Origin of the sequence: Photorhabdus sp. RM323S (genome assembly GCF_042879375.1) — a bacterium.
Classification (GTDB): domain Bacteria; phylum Pseudomonadota; class Gammaproteobacteria; order Enterobacterales; family Enterobacteriaceae; genus Photorhabdus; species Photorhabdus tasmaniensis.
In genome coordinates this window covers 21,614-44,493 of record NZ_JBHFKZ010000037.1, presented here as the reverse complement: position 1 = coordinate 44,493, position 22,880 = coordinate 21,614, and the positions used below count along the sequence as shown (strand labels likewise).

The following is a 22,880-nucleotide window of genomic DNA, read 5'->3' as shown; positions in this document are numbered from 1 at the left end:
ACTCTGCGTAAAATTAACATGGGTTGAATCGCACCATGTTTTTCCAGACTGGGAGCCACTGGTCAGCAATGTCACGATTTAACTTATTTAATTTTATTAAAACGATTTCGTGTAAGCTGGCTAAAGGAGAAAAATGAATGAATAGGTTGCACTCAACTCTGCAACATGATGTATCAGAAAAAGAACATACTGAGAAATCAAATTTTGTAGGTATTTTTGGGGCTTTATTTTTCGGTGCTATTGTGCTGACAGGAACTGATGCTGTTGCAGCAGAGGAAAAGAACACACAACGCGCCCAAAAAGGAAATCCCAAGGCATTATCATCAGAAGAAGATGTATTAGTGGTAACTGGAGAGAAAGTTAACCGCTCTATTTATGATAGTGGTTCAAGCGTCGAGGTTTATAATCTTCGTAAATTGAAATCTATTCCTAATCCTGATGTTAATACGTTGCTGCAAATGACGCCGAACGTTGTTGATAATGGTATTAGTAATGCTCTTCCCGCTGTTCGCGGTGTTGATGGTTCGGGCCCTTCACAGGGGGGAATGGCTTTCATTAGTGGGACGCGTCCCAGAATCAACGTCTCTATTGATGGGCGCTCGTTTACCTATAATGAATTAGCTTTCGGCACGCAATCTTTGTGGGATATAGAGAGTGTCGAAGTATTTCGTGATCCACAAAGTTATATTCAGGGAAGGAACGCAATTGCAGGCGCGGTGATCATTAAATCACTCGATCCTACCTTTTATTGGGAAAGCGCAATCAAAAGTGGGTTCGCTAATCAGGGCTATCAGCAAGTTGCGGCTATGGCTTCCGGACCTTTGATTGACGAGCAACTGGCCTTCCGTCTTAGTGTCGATCGCCAAAATCGCGATAGCTTTGCTAACCTGGTTTCTTATGATCCTGTTGGCGATCCGCACAAAATTGAATCAACAACGGTCCGTGCGAAGCTGCTGTTTGAACCACTGTCCATTCCTGAGTTATCCACTAAATTAACAGTTAACCATCTTGATAGTCGGGCTCCTCAGAACGAAGCATACAATCCAAAGGATACGCTTAATTTAAGGCATGAGCTGTTCAGGCCAGTGGTAGAGCGAAAAACGACCAGCGGGATCTGGGATATTTCATGGGCTTTGTCAGATACGATGAGTCTGGAAAATAAATTAATTTATACCGATCTGGCTTATCACAGATTAACCTCGTCTAAAATTCCAAAAGCTGATACTGATGGCAAAGAGTTAGAAGTTGAACCTATTATCCGTTTTCAAGGGTTTGATAATAGGCTGAATGGTTTGGTGGGTGTGCGTTATTTCCATGGTAAACAGGATGAATCCATTAATCTTTTCGGAGGCAGCAAGTTTGATGATAAAACAGAAACAGCCTCTGCCTATACTGTTTTGACCTACACGGTTGTTCCTGAGATTGATGTGACTTTATCAAGCCGCTTTGAGCGTGAACACAGAACACGTAAAGGGGGAAGTGAAAGTGTAGCAATCGATTTTGATAAAACCTATAACGCTTTTCTGCCTAAAATTGATGTCGCCTGGAAACCGCAGAAAGATCAAACTGTCGGGGTAGCTGTTGGTAGAGGTTATAACGCAGGGGGGGCGGGAGTGACCTTTGGCAAGCCTGTCATTAGTTATACCTACAATCCTGAATATGTCTGGAACTACAGCCTTTATACACGTAACAGCCTGCTGGATGGTAAACTGGAACTCACCTCCAATCTTTTCTATAACGATTATAAGGACATGCAGTTACCTTACTATCTGTCACTTGATTCAACCATGATCCGTAATGCTAAGAAGGTTGAAACGTATGGCGCAGAAATCGGTGCCCGTTGGTTGCCGGTCGAAAAACTTGAGCTAAACGCTAATATTGGCTTGCTGAAAACGAAGATTAAAAGCTTTGCGGAGAGTGGTGTTCAGGGTAATGAATTACCTCGGGCACCGGGATATACCGCAAACCTCTTGGCTAAATATTTACTGACAGAAGATATTGATGTTAGCGGCAATGTTATGTTCTCAGATACTTATTACTCTCAGTATGACAATTCTGCCCGTGGAAAAATCCCCGCATATTGGATAGCTAACCTTCAACTTGGTTATAACTTCACATGGGGACGCGCCACCATATTTGCTCAGAATCTGTTTGACTCTGATAAACGTTTATTAGTTCCGGATAATAACGTTAATTCGATAATTTATCAGCGTCCGAGAATGATTGGTGCAACGTTTGAACTGAAGTTCTAAGGCAATTAATCAACGGCTTGGAACAATAACTCAATAAGTAACCGGACAGTGGTGTAAAACTTATTCTACCCGACAAAAAATGGAGGGTGGTTGTATGTGTGGGATCACATCCTCTGTCCGGAAAATGGCAAAAGATTAGTATGTAGATATAGCCCTGCGTTGACTGGAGAAGCGGCAATATGGCAAGAGAGTTTAAGCGGATACTGACAGATGATGAAGCGCTGCTTTTGGATGAAGTATTCAGTGCCCATGCTGATGGTCACTCATCTTCGGAAGCCCAAGAAACTGAAAAGGATTTAACTGAATTTGAAGAGATGATGTGGCTTCATCATCAACAGGATCCTGATGCTTCCGGTCAGTTTGCCTGTGCCTGGTCATTGACAGGAAATATCAACATAGGCCAGCTTATCAGGGCATTAGAGCTTCTTGCTAAAGAGATAGTTGGAATTCATGTTAGGTATCGTTTTGATGATGAAGGCGATTTGCGTAAATATTGCGATCCAACAGCGGATTCTCCTATCGAAATTTATCAGATTCAGTCTGATGAAGAAGCGATAAATAGGCTACTTAAGGATCAGTGCAGACCTATCGGGCTTGATGAACATCCACCGGTCAAATTCATGTTGTTTATGAATGGCAAGCGTGGGGTTATTTTGGGTGTGATTGTGCATCATATTCTGAGAGATAGCATGTCATGGCCGCAGATGCTTACCCGGCTTTCTGATGTCTATAATAATGGTTTGAAGACTATCGGATTTGGCAAGGAAGATGTATTTCGCAAGGCAATTCCGGCTAAATGGTTATCATGTGAGTCTGGAAAGATTGGTATTCCTTGGCTCTATAAATCTGATACCGCTAGGGGCGTGCTAATTAAAGAAACGGGTAAAATCAGTTACCTTGATGATGCTTTTCATCATCGTCTTGTGGGCAGATATCGTACATCAATCAATGTTGATGCACTTGCTCCATTTTTGCCTGTGGAGAACACAGCATATTCAGCATTGGCAACAGTAACGGCATTATTTGGTTACTATATTGCAATGATAGGCTCTCATTTGGAGGTGAATGTCAGTGTATCGTGCGACTCAGAATATACCCACGATGAACTCAACAGCCCATTTTTCTACTCAGAATTAATGTCGTTGCGTGTGTGCCGGGATGACAAAAGCCTGGATAAAATAATTGCCGATATTGAAAGGCAGATAGAAAGCGGCAAGCTACAAATTGGCAATGAGGTAGAGTTCGGACCTGACAGCCCACATATTCTTGTGACTTGGCTTAATCAGCCCCAGTCATCACTCAGGTTGAATGATGCAATGGTTGAATTATTACCCATTCCACCGTTGAACGCGCATTTTGATATCTCGCTGGCAGCTGGAAATATAAATGATGGGCAATGGTTTCTTGAATTAATCACGGGCCCGTCAGTATCCGCACATATTGGCGCATTTTTGTTAGAAGGTTTTTGTACCTTTATTCATGAACAAGATGTCACTATTGCGCCAAAACTTACGTCTGTTTTTTCGCTTCCAACGAAGAAAAAACATCAAGATATCAGTGGTACAGCACTTATTCTCGCCAAACAGCAAAAAGAACATGAGGCAACTGACAAAAGCGATAGCCATCGTAAAATAGCCAATATTATCCTGAATGAATTCAGGCAAGCGCTCTCCTCACCGGAAATGACAGTCAATGATGACTTTTTCGATCTTGGTGGGCATTCACTCATTGCCACCCGCGTGATAGGCAGATTACTGAGCTTACATAACATAGAGATCCATATTAACCATCTCTTTAGTTATCCGACTGCGTTGAAACTTGCCGAATATGCACAATGTCATGAACCTATTGATGAAAACAAAGATGAATTGAGCGAAGGACAATCCGAAAAAGATATTTCGGCTGTCGCACCTTTATCCCTTGCGCAAAAATCTCTATGGAAAGCGTATGCGGCATTTGATTTCAACGATATCTTCAACTTACCTTTTATTTTAAAATTTTCGGCAATTATTAATGAGCAGGTACTTAAGCAAGCTTTTTTTGATGTACTGCAAAGACATTCTGTATTGCGTAGCCTATTTTATGAGGAAGAGGGCGAAATCTATCAACGTGTCGTTCCAATGAAGGATTTATCGGGCTATCAGTGGTTTTGGGGTTCTCATGAATATGGTCTCCTCTCCTCAGAAGAAATATTAAAAAAAGAGGGGAAATATCTGTTTGATCTCGCTGAGGAATTGCCTTTGCGCATTAAATTTGTCACCGATAACGTCTCAGGACAGCAGTTTTTATCCATGTTATTTCATCATGTGGTACTGGATGAGTGGTCTGTTACCTTGCTGATGGAAGAGCTGAAACATGCCTATAAATACAGGTTGATAAATGAGACGCCAACATGGCAAGAGCAACCTTTACCATTCCTTCAATATGCAGTCAGGCAAAATAATGAGGGAATGAATCAGTCCCATCTTGATTATTGGGTTAATAATTTACGGGGCGCGCCAAGCGGAGAACCCATTTTCAAAAATGCAGCCAGCGAGTTATCTGGGCAGGCGAATTCCTGTGAAGGCATTGAGTTTGAGATTGAAAAAGTGGTGGCTCAGGGCTTGCAGTCACTTGCCAGAAAAAATGGCGCTTCATTCTTTAATATTCTTTACGCCAGTATTGTTGCATCGCTCAATTTACTGGGGGCAACCGATGATCTTATTGTAGGAACATCGGCTTCAGGACGTGATGATGCGAGCTTCTTTGACACTGTTGGTTATTTTACTACGGTTGTGATGCACAGGGTTCGCTTTACTGAACAAATGACATTTACTGATCTGATCACTCAGGTTAAGAACAACATCAATGACTCGTTGCCTTATACCGATATCCCTATTGATCTGATTGAAGAAGCCTTATCAGGCCATGCAGATCAAGGAAAAGATCATTTGTTCGAGGTATATATTCAGTTGCACGCGAAAAATAGCTTGAGCGGTGAGTTCCATATGTTGGATGGAAGCCAGATTGCATTTCAACAGATGGTGTTGGAAAAGCAGGAGTCGCTGTTGGGGCTGCACTTTGAAATTATGGAAGAAGTGATCGCAGGTGCAGAAACGGTACGTGTTTTATTTAATTATCGTTCAGATCGTTATAGTGCGGCTCAAATCGCTCAAATATCAGAGACGATCAATGGCATTTTGGGGCTGTTTGCAAAAACACAGGATAGCAATATACCGCTTAGGGCTGTCTTGCCAAGGTTATCTGAGCACATAGATAACCGTTGAATACAAGGGTTTCTATTCAACACTGAATAATCCTCTTGCAGTCTGCATTGATATGAATATTGATGCAGACTGATTAATAACGTTTTTGTGAGAAAATTGATGACAACGTCAGCGTTAACACCGGATAACCAATGTGTTTTATCACCTTGTCGCTTGAGTGTGGAAGAATTGCGCCTGGGTTACGGTGAACATGTTGTCTGTGATGAACTGAATCTGCGTATCCCTGATGGTCGTTTTACCGTGATTATCGGTCCTAATGGCTGCGGCAAATCCACGCTGTTGAGAAGTTTATGTCGTCTGCTGCGCCCGGAATATGGCAGGGTTTGCCTTGATGGCCATGATATCCACACTATACCAACACGCGCTTTGGCCCGTCAGCTGGGATTATTGCCGCAAAGTGTGCAGGCTCCTCAGGGGATCAAAGTGGTTGATTTAGTCGCGCGCGGGCGTTTTCCCCACCAGCGGTTATTACGTCAATGGAGTCATGAGGATTATGAAGCGGTGCGCCAGGCAATGGATGCGACCGGAGTGACCCAGCTTGCTGAATGCGTTGTTGACGAACTTTCAGGTGGGCAGCGCCAACGGGTTTGGGTTGCTATGGTGCTGGCTCAACAAACGCCATTGTTACTGCTTGATGAACCGACAACCTATCTTGATATTGCGCATCAAATTGAGTTGCTTGAGTTATTTTGCCACCTTAATCAAGGATCCGGATATACGCTTATCGCTGTGCTTCATGATTTGAATCAGGCTTGCCGGTATGCAGATCATTTAATTGTAATGGCGGGGGGACGGATTGTGGTGGAAGGGGTGCCTGGTGAGATCATGACGACAACATTAGTCTCTGAGGTTTTTGGACTCGATTGTGTTATTATTGATGATCCCGTCAGCCATACTCCCTTAATTATTCCGCAGGGACGGCGTTTTACCGAGGGATAGCGATGGTTTTTAAACGTATTTATTGATAATTGTATTGATAATTATTAATATTCAAATAATATGAATATCGTTGGGCTATGCCTGATAAACTCAATTAACAATTTTTAAGATCAGGCAGAATAACAGGATGATGCGAAATGGAATCTCCACATGGAATAAGGGAGAAATGTTTTAAACATATACATTTTTATAAAGTTAAATCATATCAAAATTTTATTATTGGCAATTTAAATCGTCATTTTATTTATAGTAAGTGATGCAAAGTTATGTCGAGGCAAGAATTCCATTTTCGTGATTACACGATTAACAGATAGAGGTAAAACTTGTGCCAGATCTATATAGAGATACTTTGCTGACTGGTTTTAATGATCTTAATAATAAGGATTTTCTGTTTCTTTCATCCAGTAAAAGTCTGTTAGCACAGGGGCAATATGCGATTGTGTCAAAGCCACTTGATGATGCAGCAAACCCTGATAGCCTGATTCAGCAAGAAATACGTCAATTATTCCAGCAAGCGAAGAGCGATGGGATTGAAAACCCTGTCCTGGTGGGTGCAATTCCATTCGATAAACAGCAAAATGCGGCACTTTTTGTCCCTGAACAATGCAATTGGTTCCAAAGAAAGCAGTTTCCCTCGCTTATTTCCAATTCAATCTATACAGAAAAAAGACGTATCCAGTGGCCTGATAAAGCACACTTTAGTCAGATGGTGAACACTGCGATTGCTGCAATGCGCAATCATACATTAGACAAAGTTGTTCTTTCGCGGTTACTCGATATCGAAACCCATCAGCCATTAGATTCAATTCAATTATTACGGCATCTCAATCAGCAAAATAGTTGGTGTTATAACTTCCATGTTCCGTTGGAAAATGGGGCATTGATTGGTGCCAGCCCAGAATTATTAGTGCGTAAACAGGGCAATACTATCTTTTCACAGCCGCTGGCAGGCTCTGCAAAGCGCAGTGAAAACCAGCAAGACGATTACAAATTACGCCAGGCGCTTATTCAGTCCGTCAAAGATAATTATGAGCATCGGTTGGTGACCGATATGATGAGAAACGTACTCGAAAGCCGTTGTCAAAAACTACATATCTCTGAAATGCCTTCCACCATCAGCACGCCTGTACTTTGGCACCTTGCCACCGATATTGAGGGAGAGTTAAAGGCACCACAGGAAAATGCACTTTCTGTTGCTTGCTTGCTTCATCCTACTCCGGCCCTCTGTGGCACACCGTATCAAACCGCGAAAAACCTAATTGAGGAATTAGAGCCGTTTAAACGAAACCTCTTTGGCGGCATTGTGGGGTGGTGTGACGCGAAAGGGGACGGTGAATGGGTGGTGACTATCCGCTGTGGTGAAGTGAATGGTTCACGGGTAAGGCTGTTTGCAGGAGCTGGCATTGTGCCTGATTCGAAACCAGAGTCAGAGTGGCTGGAAACAGAGGTTAAGTTTTCAACGATGATGCGTGCATTCGAGTTTTCACAGGAGGCATGTCCAGCATGATAGTTGAATTTAATCGTTGGCCGAAAGCGCTGGAACAGCGCTATCGTCAGTGTGGTTATTGGATAGATCTCCCGCTTAGTGACATTTTGACCCGTCAGTCAAACAACGGGCAAATTGCGCTTATCTGTGGAGATCGTCAGTTCAGCTATGCTGAACTTAACCTGCTGGTGGATAGTTTGGCCGCAGCATTACAACGACAAGGTGTTAAACGAGGACAAACCGCCTTAGTTCAATTGGGGAATGAGGCTGAGTTTTATATTGTTTTCTTTGCCTTATTACGGCTTGGGGTAGTTCCGGTTAACGCTATATTTAGCCATCAGCGCAGTGAACTGTGTGCTTATGCTGATCAGATTAACCCCGCATTGTTGATTGCCGATCGCAACCATTCCTTGTTTAGCGACGACAATTTTATTGATGAACTCAGAGCCCGTACACCGTCTTTGTGTCACGTTGTCTTACGTGGTGATAATGACAGTATTCTGGATTTTGAGACGCGATTGGTAGAAGATGCGGATGATTTTATCGCTAATCCCACACCGGCTGATGAAGTAGCATTTTTCCAATTGTCGGGGGGGAGTACAGGGACACCTAAACTTATTCCCCGAACGCATAATGATTATTACTACAGTATTCGCGCCAGTGCGGAAATTTGCCAGTTTAATGCTGAAACTCGCTATTTATGTGCACTTCCTGCTGCGCATAACTTTCCTATGAGCTCACCGGGGGCATTGGGGGCGTTTTACAGCGGAGGGCAGGTCATTTTAGCGAATAACCCCAGTGCTGATTGCTGTTTTCCGCTTATCCAGCAACATCAAGTGAATGTTACTGCATTGATACCGCCAGCAGTCAGTGTATGGCTTGAAGCGATAGCACTAAGTGGTAACTGTGACGCACTAAAAAGCTTGCGATTGCTACAGGTCGGAGGGGCAAGGTTAAGCGAGAGCCTGGCAAGACGTATTCCAAAAGAGATGGAGTGCCAGTTACAACAAGTTTTCGGTATGGCTGAAGGATTAGTGAACTATACCCGGCTGGACGATGACGAGCAGCATATTTTTACGACGCAAGGCTGTCCGACCAGTCAGGATGATGAAGTTTGGGTTGCGGATAACGATGGCAATCCTGTTCCTCCCGGCGTCGCTGGCCGATTGATGACTCAGGGGCCTTATACTTTCCGCGGATATTATCTCAGTCCACAGCATAATCAGCAGTGTTTTGATAGTAATGGATTCTACTGTTCTGGGGATCTCGTCATCATGGCACCTGATGGTTATTTACAAGTCGTGGGGCGTGAAAAAGATCAAATCAATCGCGGTGGGGAAAAAATTGCGGCTGAGGAAATTGAGAATCTGTTGCTTCGGCACCCAGATGTCGTTTATGCCGCGCTTGTTGCTATTCCTGATTCGCTAATGGGTGAAAAAAGCTGTGCTTTTGTCGTATTACGAAAACCGATAAAAGCCGTAGTCCTACGGCGTTATCTGCGTGAGCAGGGAATAGCAGATTATAAATTGCCTGACCGGTTTGAACCTGTTCCCTCACTGCCGATAACCCCTATCGGAAAAATAGACAAACAACAATTACGTCAACTTGCTAAACAATTTGTTCAGCCATCACTCGTTGGAGAAAGAAATGAGCATTCCTAAACTTAATAGTTATGATTTACCTGTGGCAGAAGGACTTCCGACAAACAAGGTCAATTGGTCGTTGGATAAAAATCGGGCTGCGTTATTAATTCATGATATGCAAAATTACTTTCTTAACTTCTGGGAAGAAAATAGTCCATTAATTGATCAAGTCGTGACTAATATTGCCAGGCTGATAGAAATCTGCCGGGAAAATGGAATACCGGTATTTTATTCCGCTCAACCCAACCAGCAGAGTGATGAGGAGAGGGCGCTGTTAAATGATATGTGGGGACCAGGGCTGAATTGCCACCCTGAACTGCAAAAAATTACAGAGACGCTCGCACCGCAGGCTGGTGATATTGTCATGGATAAATGGCGATATAGCGCATTTCAGCGTACTGATTTTGAGCAACAGCTCAAAATAGCTGGGCGTGATCAACTTATTATCTGCGGTGTTTATGCACATATTGGCTGTCTAATGACAGCGACTGATGCGTTTATGCGTGATATACAGCCCTTTATGGTTGCGGATGCTTTAGCCGATTTCAGTTATGAAGAACATATGATGGCGCTTAAATATACCGCTGGGCGCTGTGGGCGTGTAGAGACTACTGAGCAGCTTCTTGTTGCCTTAGATGTAAAACAAGCGCAATGGAATAAAACCCGCCTCAAAGAGCTATTACTGCCTTTATTAGATGAAGATTGCGGCGATATTGGTGATGATGAGAACTTGCTCGATTATGGGCTGGATTCTATACGCATTATGTCTCTCATTTCCCATTGGCGGCAGCAAGGATATGAAATGGATTTTATTTCGCTAATGAAAAATCCAACAATAAATGGTTGGATGGCATTATTCACTGAGCGTCAGGGAGCTTGAAATGAGTATTGCGCTTGATTTTAGCGATAAAGTTGTCTGGGTAACGGGTGCTGGTAGCGGTATTGGTTATCAGACGGCTTACCGTTTTCAACAAGCGGGCGCGAAGGTGATTGGGTTTGACATCACGTTCCCTGAGGGGGATTTGCCTTTTACGCCGTATTTGCTTGATATCAGTGATCCTATTGCCGTTTCGCGCTGTTGTGAACAACTTCTTGCACAACAGCCGCAACTTGATGTGCTGGTCAATGGTGCAGGAATATTACGCCTTGGCGCGATTGAGGAGACAACGTTTGAAGATTGGCAACAGTGCTTGTCTGTCAATGCGGGAGGGGCATTCAATCTATTTCAGGCGACTATTCCCCAGTTTCAACGCCAAAAGGCGGGGGTAATTGTCACTATTGCATCAAATGCGGCTCATGTTCCTCGTGTTGGCATGTCGGCCTATTGCGCATCTAAAGCTGCGCTGCGTAGTCTCTGCCTGAGTGTTGGGTTGGAATTAGCACCTTATGGCGTTCGTTGTAATCTTATTTCACCAGGATCGACAGATACGCCAATGCAGCGTGGTATGTGGCAAACAGAAGCGTCTAAACAGCAAGTCATTCAGGGGTTTCCTGAGCTGTTCAAACTTGGAATTCCACTTGGGAAGATCGCGACGCCAGCAGAAATTGCTGATGCGGTCTTGTTTATGGCCTCTGATCTCGCAAGCCATATTACGTTACAAGATATTGTCATTGATGGTGGTGCAACGCTTGGCGCTTAATCGCCTGTTATGATGAATAAAACGCTGTATTGGAGATTGCTGGAAATGAAAATATCTTTTTCATTTCCAGCACTTGAAATCTTCAATACAGACTTAAGTTTTCGGGAGCAATTCATCAGGGCCGGATCTTACTTTTTATGGAGATTTTCATTATAAAAAGTGATTTTTAATTGGTAGATTCAATTATTAAAAGCAACTCCCTATAATTCACGCCAATTACTCATAAAATATCGATAAGCTCGCTTTTATACGAGCTTTTATTAAATCAAAGAGAGGATTAAAAAATAGCTCTTTATCAATATCTAAAGATGGCAAAATTTTAACGCTATTATTATTGCGGTTTTTCAGGCCAGTTAATATCTGGTGCCGATGAAATATCAACCCGACTTAATAATACCAGATATTTTTTCCAGCCTAGCAATAACGTTTTCTCGGTTTCCGATGCCATTTCAGTTTCAACGGCATATTGCAGCACAGTCATAACTTCATCGGCTTGTCGGCGAAGAGCGGCACGTTGTTGTTCTGCTTGATTAATTTGACTGGCCTTTTGTGCTTCAACGTCTGTTACCCATTTTTCACCATCCCACTTGTCAAACTCGGTAGCCGGTTGCTTGAATATCAATGTTTCTGGTAATTCACCCAATTCAATTACTTCTTGCTGTGCACCCGTCTGCGTGTTGTAAACTATTTTCCCCCGGTGGTCAGGGACGATTTCCCAATAACTTCCGTCATCACTACGGCGTACAGCCATATTATCAGAATCGGGAAGGTCTGGTGCGTCAAGGTAAGAACTCGCTGACAAACCTACACCTTCTGCAACATATTCGAAATCCGTCCCAGTGAATTCCCTCGAATAAGTATTAGCATGATAAACTTTTATCCAGCCAGCTTGAGTTGCTAATCCGTCTTCACCTAATATAGCGGTTTCTGAATCTAAAATATATTCTCGTGTCATTATTAATCTGCCTTTACGATGTAGTTAAATGCGATATTGCGGGGTCTGAGCCGAAGATAATGTACTCTAGCAGAAACTTTTTCTATTGGTGCTTTATATGGGTAATATGACTTATAGGATGCTGAGCCGTCCATGTTCGTTAAGTGATGCGCTATCCTATCATCTGTGAGTAAGATAGCGTATGAAGATATTGTAGAGCTTTCCTGCCAGGATAATAATGTTCTCCCATTATCAGCGCCACGCTTATCATCCCAGCCACGAATAAACTCGCCTCTTAAATCGGGTAATCTACCGTCAGGATAAGCTTCTGCTAACTTTGGGTACTGTGATCTATTAAAAGCTGAACCATTACAAGTGAAATAGCCTATAGGTGGGTGAGGCAACGGCCAGGGAATAGGAGCACCAACAGGGACTTCACTGGTTGTTTTAATCAGTTTATCTACCTCTGTTTTTGTATATACTTCTGCCTGAGTATATGCCCCCACATCACTCGCATTCAGATTAATATCTTCAGTTAACGCTTTACCATTTATTTTCCGGCTATTGGGTATTTTACTGTTAATATTTTCACGCAATGAATTCATGATTTCCTGAGCAAGCTTTTGTGTCACTGCCAATGTGTCATCATTACCAATCTCATTGGTCAGTTGAACAATACCTTTTTGTGTTAACGAGGCATCGGGAACTCTTACAGCAATTTTCTGTTCTAAGGCTTTATTTAATTGAGCTGTGAGTCTGGCTATATTCCCATCATCCAAAACATCATCACTAAATTGTGTCGCAATAAAATTAGCTACAACAGAGGCTATTGTTGACGATTGGCGTAATACCTTATTTAATACATGGGTAGAGATATCATTTTGTGGAAACCCAGTCTGAATATCTTGAATTTCTTCATATCTTTCTTGACTCACTACATTAGCATTATCATTAATGGAAAAAGCCTTAAAATCATTTTTCTGGCTCATATGTTCCTCTTGAATTAAATAATGTTCCTATGTAATTAATGTGTTTAATTATCGCACAGGTGACTTCTCTCAATTGGTGTCAATTATAGTCTAGCTCAGAAAAATAATAATTGAGTGTTTTTATAACTTACAGGGTTAATTATTTTTGTATAAGGGAGAGGAAATATTAATGGCTGTGAACTATTACCCACCTATTTCCTCTGGGGATTTTTTATATTTCATGATGTTACAGTAACTCACCGGAAAATAAATGCATATGACAATAAGGTTAAAATCTAAAAATATTCTAAATAGAATAAAATAATGATTGGAATAAATGCTTTTTAAATTATGAAAAATAATATTTTAATATTCTGTTTTAGTTTTAATAAACTTATCAATAGCTTATGCAGATTCGTTAAAGTCTTTCAGCATATCTGGCTTTCCCTTAAAAAACCTCTAGCCGGAAGTATACAGGCCAGCCAGCTTTTCTTCGCCGCTTTTCAAGGCTTAAATCCTGCCAGATTAACTGTTTTATCCGTTTTTTAATTGCGTTATTTTTAGGGTTTTCTCCGTAAAATAACCGGTGAGAAAGCGCTTTAATACCTATGATGTAAAGTCTTTAATACTGCTGTATTCACGTTTTTAAATGATTATGACAGGTTAGTTAAATGTAAAATAAGCGGAATATAGAATAGCTGATAAACGAATTAAATATAGCAGGGTAAACAACGTTGGATCCCGCCATGAAAAATACCCCTTGCTTTTTTCCCGGATAATCACTCCCTTTTTAAGGCTTAAATCCTGCCAGATTAACTATTTTATCCGTTTTTTAATTGCGTTATTTTTAGGGTTTTCTCCGTAAAATAACCGGTGAGAAAGCGTTTTAATACCTATCTGTTCGGATAATATTATTTTACGTGCGGATTTTTTTTCAACTCGCGATTAATGGTTGATGGTTTTCGATTAAATGCGATTAATTCTCCTTATAAAAATTTTTATTTATTGAGTTGAATTGAATTTTTCATTGATATAAAGCTTTAATACTTCTGTCTTCACGCTTTTAAATAATTATGGTAGGTTAGGTAAATATAAAATAAGCGAAGTATAGAATCGCTGATAAATGAATTAAATATAGCAGGGTAAATAAAGTTGGATCCCGCCATGAAAAATACCCCTTGCTTTTTTCCCGGATAATCGCCCTCTTTTTCAGGGCTTAAATCCTGCCAAATTAATCGTTTTATCCGCTTTTTCATTGCGTTATTTTTAAGGTTTTCTCCGTAAAATAACCGGCGAGAAAGCGCTTTAATACCTATGATGTAAAGTCTTTAATACTGCTGTATTCACGTTTTTAAATGATTATGGTAAGTTAGGTAAATGTAAAATAAGCGGAATATAGAATCGCTGATAAATGAATTAAATATAGCTAGGGTAAAAAACGTGGGATCCCGCCATGAAAAATACCTCTTGATTTTTCCCGGATAATCACTTCATTTTCAAGGCTTAAATCCTGCCAGATTAACTGTTTTATCCGCTTTTTCATTGCGTTATTTTTAAGGTTTTCTCCGTAAAATAACCGATGAGAAAGCGCTTTAATACCTGTGATATAAAGTCTTTAATACTGCTGCATTCACGTTTTTAAATTATTATGGTAGATTAGTTAAATGTAAAATAAGCGTAATATAGAATAGCTGATAAACGAATTAAATATAGCAGGGTAAACAACGTGGGAAGAAATACCCCTTGCTTTTTTCCCTGATAATCACTCCCTTTTCAAGGCTTAAATCCTGCCAGATTAACTTTTTTATCCGTTTTTTAATTGCGTTATTTTTAGGGTTTTCTCCGTAAAATAACCGGCGAGAAAGCGCTTTAATACTTATCTGTTTGGATGATATTATTTTACGTGCGGGTTCTTTTCAACTTGCGATTAATGGTTGATGGTTTTCGATTAAATGCGATTAATTCTCCTTATGAAAAGTTACATTTATTGAGTTAAATTAGCCTTGATATAAAATCCTTAATACTTCTATATTCTTGCTTTTAAATGAGGCAAGCTAGGTAAATGTAAAATAAGCCGAGTATAAAATCGCCGATAAATAAATTAAACATGGCAGGATAAACAACGTGGGATCCTGCCATGGTGCCTTCATTTTGGTGATGGCTTTTTATGCGAATCTAGGTCCGCTATTGTTTGTTATAACGAAACTCAGGTGAGAGTTTACTGATTCCAAGTCCATTAATTTTTTTAACCTTTATCTGTACCGGAATTCGTTCTTTCATGGCTTCGACGTGGCTGATGACGCCAATGGTTTTCCCGGAAGCATTCAGATGATCCAGAGCGTCAAGAGCAATATCGAGGGTTTCCGGATCAAGTGTGCCAAAGCCTTCATCCAGGAACAGTGAATCAATACAGGTTTTATTGCTGACTAAATCAGACAAAGCTAAAGCCAGAGCGAGGCTGACCAGAAAACTTTCGCCACCGGAAAGCGTTTTGGTATCACGAATGGCATCGGCTTGCCAGGTATCAACAACTTGCAGTTCAAGGCCATCATTGTTTTTGCGTTGTAAATAATAGCGTCCGTGAAGTTTTCTCAGCCGTTTATCGGCAAGATGAACCAGATGATCCAATGTTAGTCCTTGAGCAAAACGGCGGAATTTAGCGCCATCTGCGGAGCCAATCAGATTATTTAGGTAACTCCAGTCATCATAATTTTGCTGGCAATAGCTGATTTCTGCCAGCAAGGATTTTTGCTGTTGACGGCGAATTGCGTCATTACCGAGCAGGTTTCTCAATTCTCCTTGTTGTAAGGTATTTCTTTTCAGTTCATCAGTGATGTTTGCCAACTGTTCAGTCAGTTGTGATTTTGTATATTGGGCAAGCAATTCAGGGCGATTTTTCCGGTGTTGTTGCAGGGCCTCTTCTGCTTTCTGATATAAAGCTTGGGCTTGTATCTGCTGTTGCCCAAGTTGTTCTTTGAGTTGTTGCAGCTCTCTACGTTGCTCTTGTGATAACAGTGCTGCTTCAAAGGTACTTTGATCGGCAAATGGGCTTTTTGCTAACGCAGAATTGAAATTCTGTTCTGCCTGCTGCTTTTGTTGTTCAGCCTGGCTGCTGTTTTTTTCTGCCTCATGAATGGCACCAGTAAGCAGGCTGATACTGGATTGTGCCTGTTGCAGAGATGACAGTACCTGTTGGTACTCTTCTTCCAACCGCTGAGATTGTTGCTGTAATGCCTGAGCCACTTTCGCAACCGACTGTTCACCAAATAGTTTTTGGCGCTGTTGTTGCGTATCGGCAAGTTGCTGTTTCTGTTGCTGCTCTTTTTGATTAAATACGTTTAAATGGGATGTGTATTCTTCTTTTTGTTTACTCAATGATTCAAGCTGATTTTGAATAACAGCTTGTTCTTTTTGGATTTGTTGCCAGTTTTCACGGCAGTTTTGATATACCTGCCACTCATTTCTACGTTGTTGCAGCCAGTTTTCAGTATCATTCAGGATTGGCAGTGATAAATTATATTCCTGTAATTCAGAACTCATTTTTTCGATAACATCAGCCAGCTTACTTTGCTGTTGCTGTATCTCTGGTTGCAGTTCATACCGGTGTTTTGTTAGGGCATTGTATTGTTGTTTATTCAGCTCAATGCTTTGCTCAATTTTTTTAATCTGTTCTGTATGTACTGTTAGCGCTTTTTCTGTTTTTTGATGCTCTTTTTCTGCCAGTTCAAATTCGGCTAATTGGGTTAGGCAAAGCTGATAAGCCGATTGGTTCTGCTGCACAAATATTTCAAGTGACGGTTTATCTGAAGGAGAGATTTCAGTTTGTAATGTTTTGCAAGTTTGCTGCCATTGTTGAATTAATGAATTCAATTTTGGTTCAGCGTCAGTAATTTCTTGCAAGATATGGTTGTATTGTTGCTGTTGGAACTCTTTTTTATTAATTAACGATATTCTGGTCGCTTGCAGTTCTTCAAATTGCTGACGTAAATCTTTTAGCCGTTGTTCTGATTTTGGCAATTCAATCTTTTGATAAGCCTGAATAGCCGGATGATGTTCAGAGCCGCAAAGTGGACAAGGCGCGCCTTCTTTGAGTTGCGCCCGCTCTTTTTCCAGACTGACAATCTTTTGTTCTAACTGAATACGTTGAGCAAGATCGGTTAAATGTTGCTGTTTGTCTGAGAGTTGTTTATCAATAGTTCCAATTTGAACCGGAAGTTCCTGTAATAATTTTTCCGGTTGCTGTAAGCGAATATGATTACTGGCAATAGCGGCTTGTAATTGCAGGATTTGTGGGGACAATATTTCCAGTTTATGTTGCAGTGTCAGTTGTTCCTGAGATTTAGTTAATTGTTTTTGTAATTTCTCCGGTGAATATTGCTTTTGCAGATTAAAAAATTGCTGCTCTGCCAGTTCAAATGCCAGTTTCAGTGGTTGGTTATGTTCAATCTGTTGTTTTAAGCCTGCTTCTTGTTTATGCAGGCTATTGTTGAGCTGTGCGATTTCGATAGTGAGTTTGTCAATTTTTTGAGTTTGGTGATCAATCTGTTGTTGCTGATCTTGCCACCAAGAGAATTTCTGTTGCCAGAAAGCAATTTTTTCACCGAAATATTGATGATGAGGTTGCTGCTCGAAATGGTTTTCCAGTTGTTTTCTTTGACTATTTAATGACAGAGCGTGCTGGTTTGCCATGTCATATTGCTGACAACGGTTTTCAAGTGCTGTTTTCTGTTCACTGATTTGTTGCTGAGTAAAATTCAGATCTTTGATCTGACCATCAATTTGATGATCCAATGGGATCACCTGTTCTGATATCAGTTTTTCTTGTTGTTGCCGGTGTTGTTGATGTGTTTCTCTGGCAGAGCCTGCATTAGTCACTTTTTGTTGCATTGGTGTGAGTGTCTGCTGCTGCTGTTGAAGTTGCTGGCGCATCTCTTCCAACTGTTTACTGATTTTCTGATGCTCATTTTGAGTGCGATTTTTGTCATCCAACAATGGGCAAAGTATTTCTGCGGGTTCACTGCTAGCCAGTTTTTGCAGTTGTGGTTCTGCGTGGGTAAGCGCTGTTTCTGCTTGTTGTAAAGCCGCATGATTTTCAGTCGCAAATTGCTGGAGCTCTTCTTCACGAATCAGCCATTGTTCCGAATGTTGCCGTGTTTTTATCTGCTGATTTAGTTGCGATTCAGCCTGGGTGAGTTGCTGCTGTTGTTCCAGATATTGTTGATGCTGCTCTTCCGTTAGCAAATCAATGGTGGATGCCTTGGCTTGCAGAATATCCAGCTCTGACTGTGCTTCTTTATGTTGTTGGTAAATTTGCTGGGATAAAATACCGTAAATTTCAGTACCGGTTAATTCTTCCAATAAATCAGCCCGTTCATTTGCTTTAGCATTGAGGAAAGCGGCGAAGTCGCCTTGGGATAACAACATGGATTTAGTGAAACGGCCATAATCCAATCCGGTAATTTCAGTGACTTTCTCTTCCTTATCCTGAATTTTATCCGCCAGGATTTTGCCATCCTCTTTGCGTGCGAGTTCGACTTTGGGCGTTTGCAGGTTGCCGTCAGGTTGATTACGTGCTCGTCGTTGGCTCCAGAAAGCGCGATAGGCGATACCTCTCACTTCAAACTCAACCTCAGCCAGTGATTCTGCTGTGTGGCGGGTCATCAGTTCATTTTGTGAGGCAGAAATCGTCGTCAGGCGTGGTGTTTTGTGATAAAGCGCAAGACAGATAGCATCTAGCAAGCTGGTTTTACCCGCCCCGGTAGGGCCGGTTATGGCGAATAGACCATTGCTGGTGAACGGCTCTGTTGTGAAATCAATTTTCCATTCACCTTGTAATGAATTAATGTTTTTCAGCCGCAGACTCAGAATTTTCATGCCTGTTCCTCCTTATTTTTATCCTGATAGATAGTATTCAGTGTTTGTTCGAAAAGGGTAGTCAGACGTTTTTTGTGTTCTTCATCTTTAAGTTCTGATTGTTCAAGCCGCCGGGTAAAAACCTCGTTAACGCTGAGTTCTGTCAGGGTTTCTCTGTTTTCTTGTGCTAGCCTGTTTTGCCGCTGTGTTTTACTACGCCGCAGCAGAATGACTTCGACAGGAAGTTTTGCAACCAGCAACTGAATTCTTTTCTGGATATCATGGAGGTAATCTTGTGTGGCAACTTCAATATCTAACCAGACGGGGTGCTCGCCTTTATAGTCATTAAGCGTTTGTAACTGTTGCTCAATTTGTTGCAGATCACCCCTGATAAGCTGCATGGGCTGATATTGAGGAATGGGTAAAAGTTTAATGGATCCCAGTTTGTCTTGGGTGAATTCTACCAAACAGACACTTTTTTCCTGCCCGACTTCATCAAAACTGAGTGGTATGGGGGAACCGCTATAACGGATATGTTCAGATTTGGCGACGATTTGCGGCCGGTGAATATGCCCAAGTGCAATATAGTCTGCCGGTGGGAAAGCTTGCGCTGGGAAGGCATCAAGTGTACCAATATAAATATCCCGGACTGAATCTGTGGCAGTGACGCCAACGGTGGTAAGATGCCCGGTGGCAATGACAGGTAAGGGCAAATCCAGCTCATTACGTAATTTACATGCTTGCTGATAGAGTTGATGATAGTGTTCTGCAATTGCTTCCTGTAACGCCAGTTGTTTTTGTTCTCCTGATTGGCCTGGCTGGCTGGTCATAATATCTCTTGGCCGCAGAAAAGGAATTGCGCAGAGGATGGCGCCAGCTTTACCTGCCCTGGTGTTAAGTGTTTTTATCTGTTTTTGTAGATCTTCGTCAGCATTCGCAATGACGGTGGTATTCAGGCAGGAAAGCAATTCCTTTGATTCATTCAACGTTGCCACGGAATCATGATTACCACCAAGGATAATTAACTGACAGCCAGTAGGTTGCAGTTCAACAACAAAGCGATTATATAGTTCACGGGCGTAACTGGGCGGCGAGCCGGTATCAAATACATCTCCGGCAACAATTAATGCATCGACCTGGTAATCCTCAACCTGTTTAATCAGCCAACGCAGAAAATGTTGATGTTCAGCAGCCCGGCTTTTTGTAAAAAAATATTGACCAAGATGCCAGTCCGAAGTGTGAATAATACGCATAGTGCCACCGCAATGGGTTAAAGTGAATGATGATTATAATAGCTATATTCTGAATGTCGCCTTTAAATCTGGCTTCGTGAATATATCTTCGAGCCGCTTCGCATTCATGATGAAATATGACAATTGTTAAATTAATTGTTGCGAAACAGATTGCAGGTGGAGGATAACCAAGGCAGGATTTCATAAATCTGTCATAAATCTGACGCATAATGCCTTTAAAACTCAATCGCGTTTATCTCAATATTTAACAGGATTAACCATGACAAGACGTATTCTGGTCGTTGAAGATGAAGCTCCGATTCGTGAGATGGTCTGTTTTGTGCTGGAAAAAAATGGCTATCAGCCGGTAGAGGCGGAAGATTATGACTCTGCGCTGGCATGTTTATCTGAACCCTATCCTGATTTGGTGTTATTGGATTGGATGATCCCTGGTGGTTCTGGTTTGCAGATAATCAAGCAAATGAAACGGGATAATAATGTCCGTGATATTCCGGTGATGATGTTGACGGCACGTGGTGAAGAGGAAGATCGGGTTCGTGGCCTTGAAGTTGGGGCTGATGACTATATAACCAAGCCTTTCTCGCCTAAAGAGCTGGTTGCCAGAGTTAAAGCGGTATTGCGGCGTATTTCACCTATGGTGATGGAAGATATCATTGAAATGGATGGTTTGGTTTTGGATGCCACTTCTCATCGTGTGACCAGCCAGGATCTGGCGCTGGATATGGGGCCGACTGAATTTAAGTTACTTCATTTCTTTATGACTCATCCTGAACGGGTCTACAGCCGTGAACAGTTGCTCAATTATGTTTGGGGAGCAAATGTTTATGTTGAAGACAGAACTGTTGATGTACATATTCGCCGTTTACGTAAAGTATTAGAGATTGGTGGTCATGATAAAATGGTGCAGACCGTTCGTGGGACTGGTTATCGTTTTTCTACCCGTTACTGAGTTTGCGCACCGGAGAACCTGATGTGTTAGAACGTTTATCCTGGAAAAAACTGGTTTCAGAACTGTTTCTTTTTGGTTTGCCTGCATTAGTTTTGTCGATATTTATTGGTCATTTATCCTGGTGTTTGTTTGCTTCGGTATTTTTGGCGCTGATATGGCATGGCTATAATTTGCTGAAACTTTCGGATTGGTTATGGTTAGATCGCAGTATGCTGCCACCGTCGGGAAGAGGAGGATGGGAGCCGATTTTTTACGGTATTCACCAAATGCAGCAACGGAACCGGAAACGGCGCCGTGAACTGGCGCTGTTGATCAAACGGTTTCGTAGTGGCGCTGAATTATTGCCGGATGCCATTGTTATGATGACAACTGAGGGTAATATTTTCTGGTGTAACCGTTTGGCCCAGCATTTACTGGGTTTTCGTTGGCCTGAGGACAATGGGCAGCCTATTTTTAATTTACTGCGTTATCCTGATTTTAATCGGTATATGCTTGCCAGGGATTTTGCACGTCCGTTATCAATAGAATTAAATAATGGTTTCACTGTTGAGTTTCGGGTTATGCCTTACTCTGGAGAGCAACTATTAATGGTTGCCAGAGATGTGACGCAGAAACGGGCCTTGGAAAATGCCCGCCGTGACTTTTTTGCGAATGTCAGCCATGAAATGCGTACCCCTTTAACTGTATTGCAGGGTTATTTGGAAGTCATGCAGGATCAGGAGGTGTCTGGCTCGCTGAGTAATAAAGCGCTGAATACGATGCAGGAGCAAACCCGGAGGATGGATAGTCTGGTGAAGCAGTTATTGCAGCTTTCTAAAATCGAAGCTGCTCCTCAGATTGATATGAATGAAATAGTTGATGTGCCTCTGATGCTTAAGGTATTGCGTCAGGAAGCCGCTGCGCTTGGTAATGAATGCTATAAAATTAATTTTGATATTGGTGAAAAACTGAAGGTTTTCGGCAATGAAGAGCAGCTTCGTAGTGCAATGTCGAATCTGGTTTATAACGCGGTGAATCATACCCCGAAAGGTACTCAGATTGATGTCAGTTGGAAAAAGAACTCCCACGGTGCCGAGTTTACCGTGAAAGATAATGGACCCGGTATCAGTGCAGAACATTTACCCCGTTTGACCGAACGTTTCTATCGGGTAGATAAAGCCCGTTCCAGGCAAACGGGGGGAAGCGGCCTCGGTCTTGCTATTGTTAAGCATGCTTTACATCACCACCATTCCCACCTTGAAATCTCCAGTGAAGTAGGTCAAGGAACAACTTTTAATTTTACTTTACCGTCAGGATTGATTGTACCGGCTAGAATAACCAGTAAAAGAGATAAGGATAGTTTGATTAAAAGTAATAATTAATCTTCGTAATTAATTATTAGTGTTGCAGGTTAAAAAAAACACAAATCATATAGTGTGTATTCAATGATAGCTAACAGCAATCACTGGTTTTGAAAAAGAGTGCAGTATATGACTCTGCATTCTGGTTTATCTATTGCCTTCTGGCACTATAAAAGTTTTACTTGTGGGCAGTTGCTGGCGATTCTATCTATAATAACCACTATGGTTCTGTATTAAACAGGTACAGGTGAATATTATTTTGATAATAAATCGTTAAATTAGGGTTCAATATTGCCAATGCTGGCTTAACTATTGGCGGTATTTATATTATTCAAGCCATTAAAATGGTAACAAAAA

13 protein-coding genes are annotated in these 22,880 nt (G+C 41.6%); 9 read left to right on the top strand and 4 right to left on the bottom strand.

Translation table 11 applies throughout. The features are described 5' to 3' along the window. The first annotated feature begins 137 nt into the window (after nucleotides 1-137). The 7 genes from ACGF7G_RS15110 (at nucleotide 138) to dhbA (ending at nucleotide 11,226) form a co-directional block, all read left to right on the top strand. Nucleotides 138-2,252, top strand: a complete 2,115-nt coding sequence (locus ACGF7G_RS15110; protein ID WP_387466527.1) for a TonB-dependent receptor — start codon at nucleotides 138-140, stop codon at nucleotides 2,250-2,252. Between the two features lie 179 nt (nucleotides 2,253-2,431). Further along, complete coding sequence (locus ACGF7G_RS15105) at nucleotides 2,432-5,518, top strand: condensation domain-containing protein (RefSeq protein ID WP_387466525.1); 3,087 nt, start codon at nucleotides 2,432-2,434, stop codon at nucleotides 5,516-5,518. Nucleotides 5,519-5,617: 99 nt separating this feature from the next. Further along, nucleotides 5,618-6,457 carry an ABC transporter ATP-binding protein gene (locus tag ACGF7G_RS15100; RefSeq protein ID WP_387466523.1) on the top strand — a complete coding sequence of 280 codons (840 nt, stop codon included), beginning with the start codon at nucleotides 5,618-5,620 and terminating at the stop codon, nucleotides 6,455-6,457. A gap of 325 nt (nucleotides 6,458-6,782) precedes the next feature. After that, entirely contained in the window at nucleotides 6,783-7,964 is a 1,182-nt protein-coding gene (locus ACGF7G_RS15095; protein WP_387466521.1) for an isochorismate synthase MenF, read from the top strand. After that, entirely contained in the window at nucleotides 7,961-9,604 is a 1,644-nt protein-coding gene (locus ACGF7G_RS15090) for a (2,3-dihydroxybenzoyl)adenylate synthase (RefSeq protein ID WP_387466519.1), read from the top strand. The genes ACGF7G_RS15095 and ACGF7G_RS15090 overlap by 4 nt, the downstream gene beginning before the upstream one ends. After that, entirely contained in the window at nucleotides 9,591-10,466 is an 876-nt protein-coding gene (locus tag ACGF7G_RS15085) for an isochorismatase family protein (protein WP_387466517.1), read from the top strand. Before ACGF7G_RS15090 ends, ACGF7G_RS15085 begins: the two co-directional genes overlap by 14 nt. 1 nt (nucleotide 10,467) lies before the next feature. Then, a complete protein-coding gene (gene dhbA / locus ACGF7G_RS15080; protein ID WP_133815416.1) occupies nucleotides 10,468-11,226 on the top strand; it encodes a 2,3-dihydro-2,3-dihydroxybenzoate dehydrogenase in 759 nt (252 codons plus the stop codon). Nucleotides 11,227-11,557: 331 nt separating this feature from the next. Here dhbA and ACGF7G_RS15075 read toward each other — a convergent pair whose 3' ends face one another. From ACGF7G_RS15075 to sbcD, 4 genes are all read right to left on the bottom strand, one after another. Beyond that, a complete protein-coding gene (locus ACGF7G_RS15075) occupies nucleotides 11,558-12,181 on the bottom strand; it encodes a tail fiber assembly protein (RefSeq protein WP_387466515.1) in 624 nt (207 codons plus the stop codon). A gap of 2 nt (nucleotides 12,182-12,183) precedes the next feature. Beyond that, on the bottom strand, nucleotides 12,184-13,149 hold the full coding sequence (locus tag ACGF7G_RS15070) for a tail fiber protein (protein WP_387466514.1): 966 nt from the start codon (nucleotides 13,147-13,149) through the stop codon (nucleotides 12,184-12,186). Between the two features lie 2,163 nt (nucleotides 13,150-15,312). Then, the gene (locus tag ACGF7G_RS15065; RefSeq protein ID WP_387466512.1) at nucleotides 15,313-19,002 is read right to left on the bottom strand and encodes an AAA family ATPase; all 3,690 of its coding nucleotides are present in this window, start codon (nucleotides 19,000-19,002) and stop codon (nucleotides 15,313-15,315) included. Further along, complete coding sequence (gene sbcD / locus ACGF7G_RS15060) at nucleotides 18,999-20,234, bottom strand: exonuclease subunit SbcD (protein WP_133815415.1); 1,236 nt, start codon at nucleotides 20,232-20,234, stop codon at nucleotides 18,999-19,001. Before sbcD ends, ACGF7G_RS15065 begins: the two co-directional genes overlap by 4 nt. Before the next feature lie 259 nt (nucleotides 20,235-20,493). Between sbcD and phoB the strand changes: the two genes are divergently transcribed. Together phoB and phoR are read left to right on the top strand one after the other, a co-directional pair. Then, the gene (phoB, locus tag ACGF7G_RS15055) at nucleotides 20,494-21,183 is read left to right on the top strand and encodes a phosphate regulon transcriptional regulator PhoB (protein ID WP_133815414.1); all 690 of its coding nucleotides are present in this window, start codon (nucleotides 20,494-20,496) and stop codon (nucleotides 21,181-21,183) included. A gap of 23 nt (nucleotides 21,184-21,206) precedes the next feature. Further along, nucleotides 21,207-22,544, top strand: a complete 1,338-nt coding sequence (gene phoR / locus ACGF7G_RS15050; RefSeq protein WP_133815413.1) for a phosphate regulon sensor histidine kinase PhoR — start codon at nucleotides 21,207-21,209, stop codon at nucleotides 22,542-22,544. The last annotated feature ends 336 nt before the right edge of the window (nucleotides 22,545-22,880 follow it).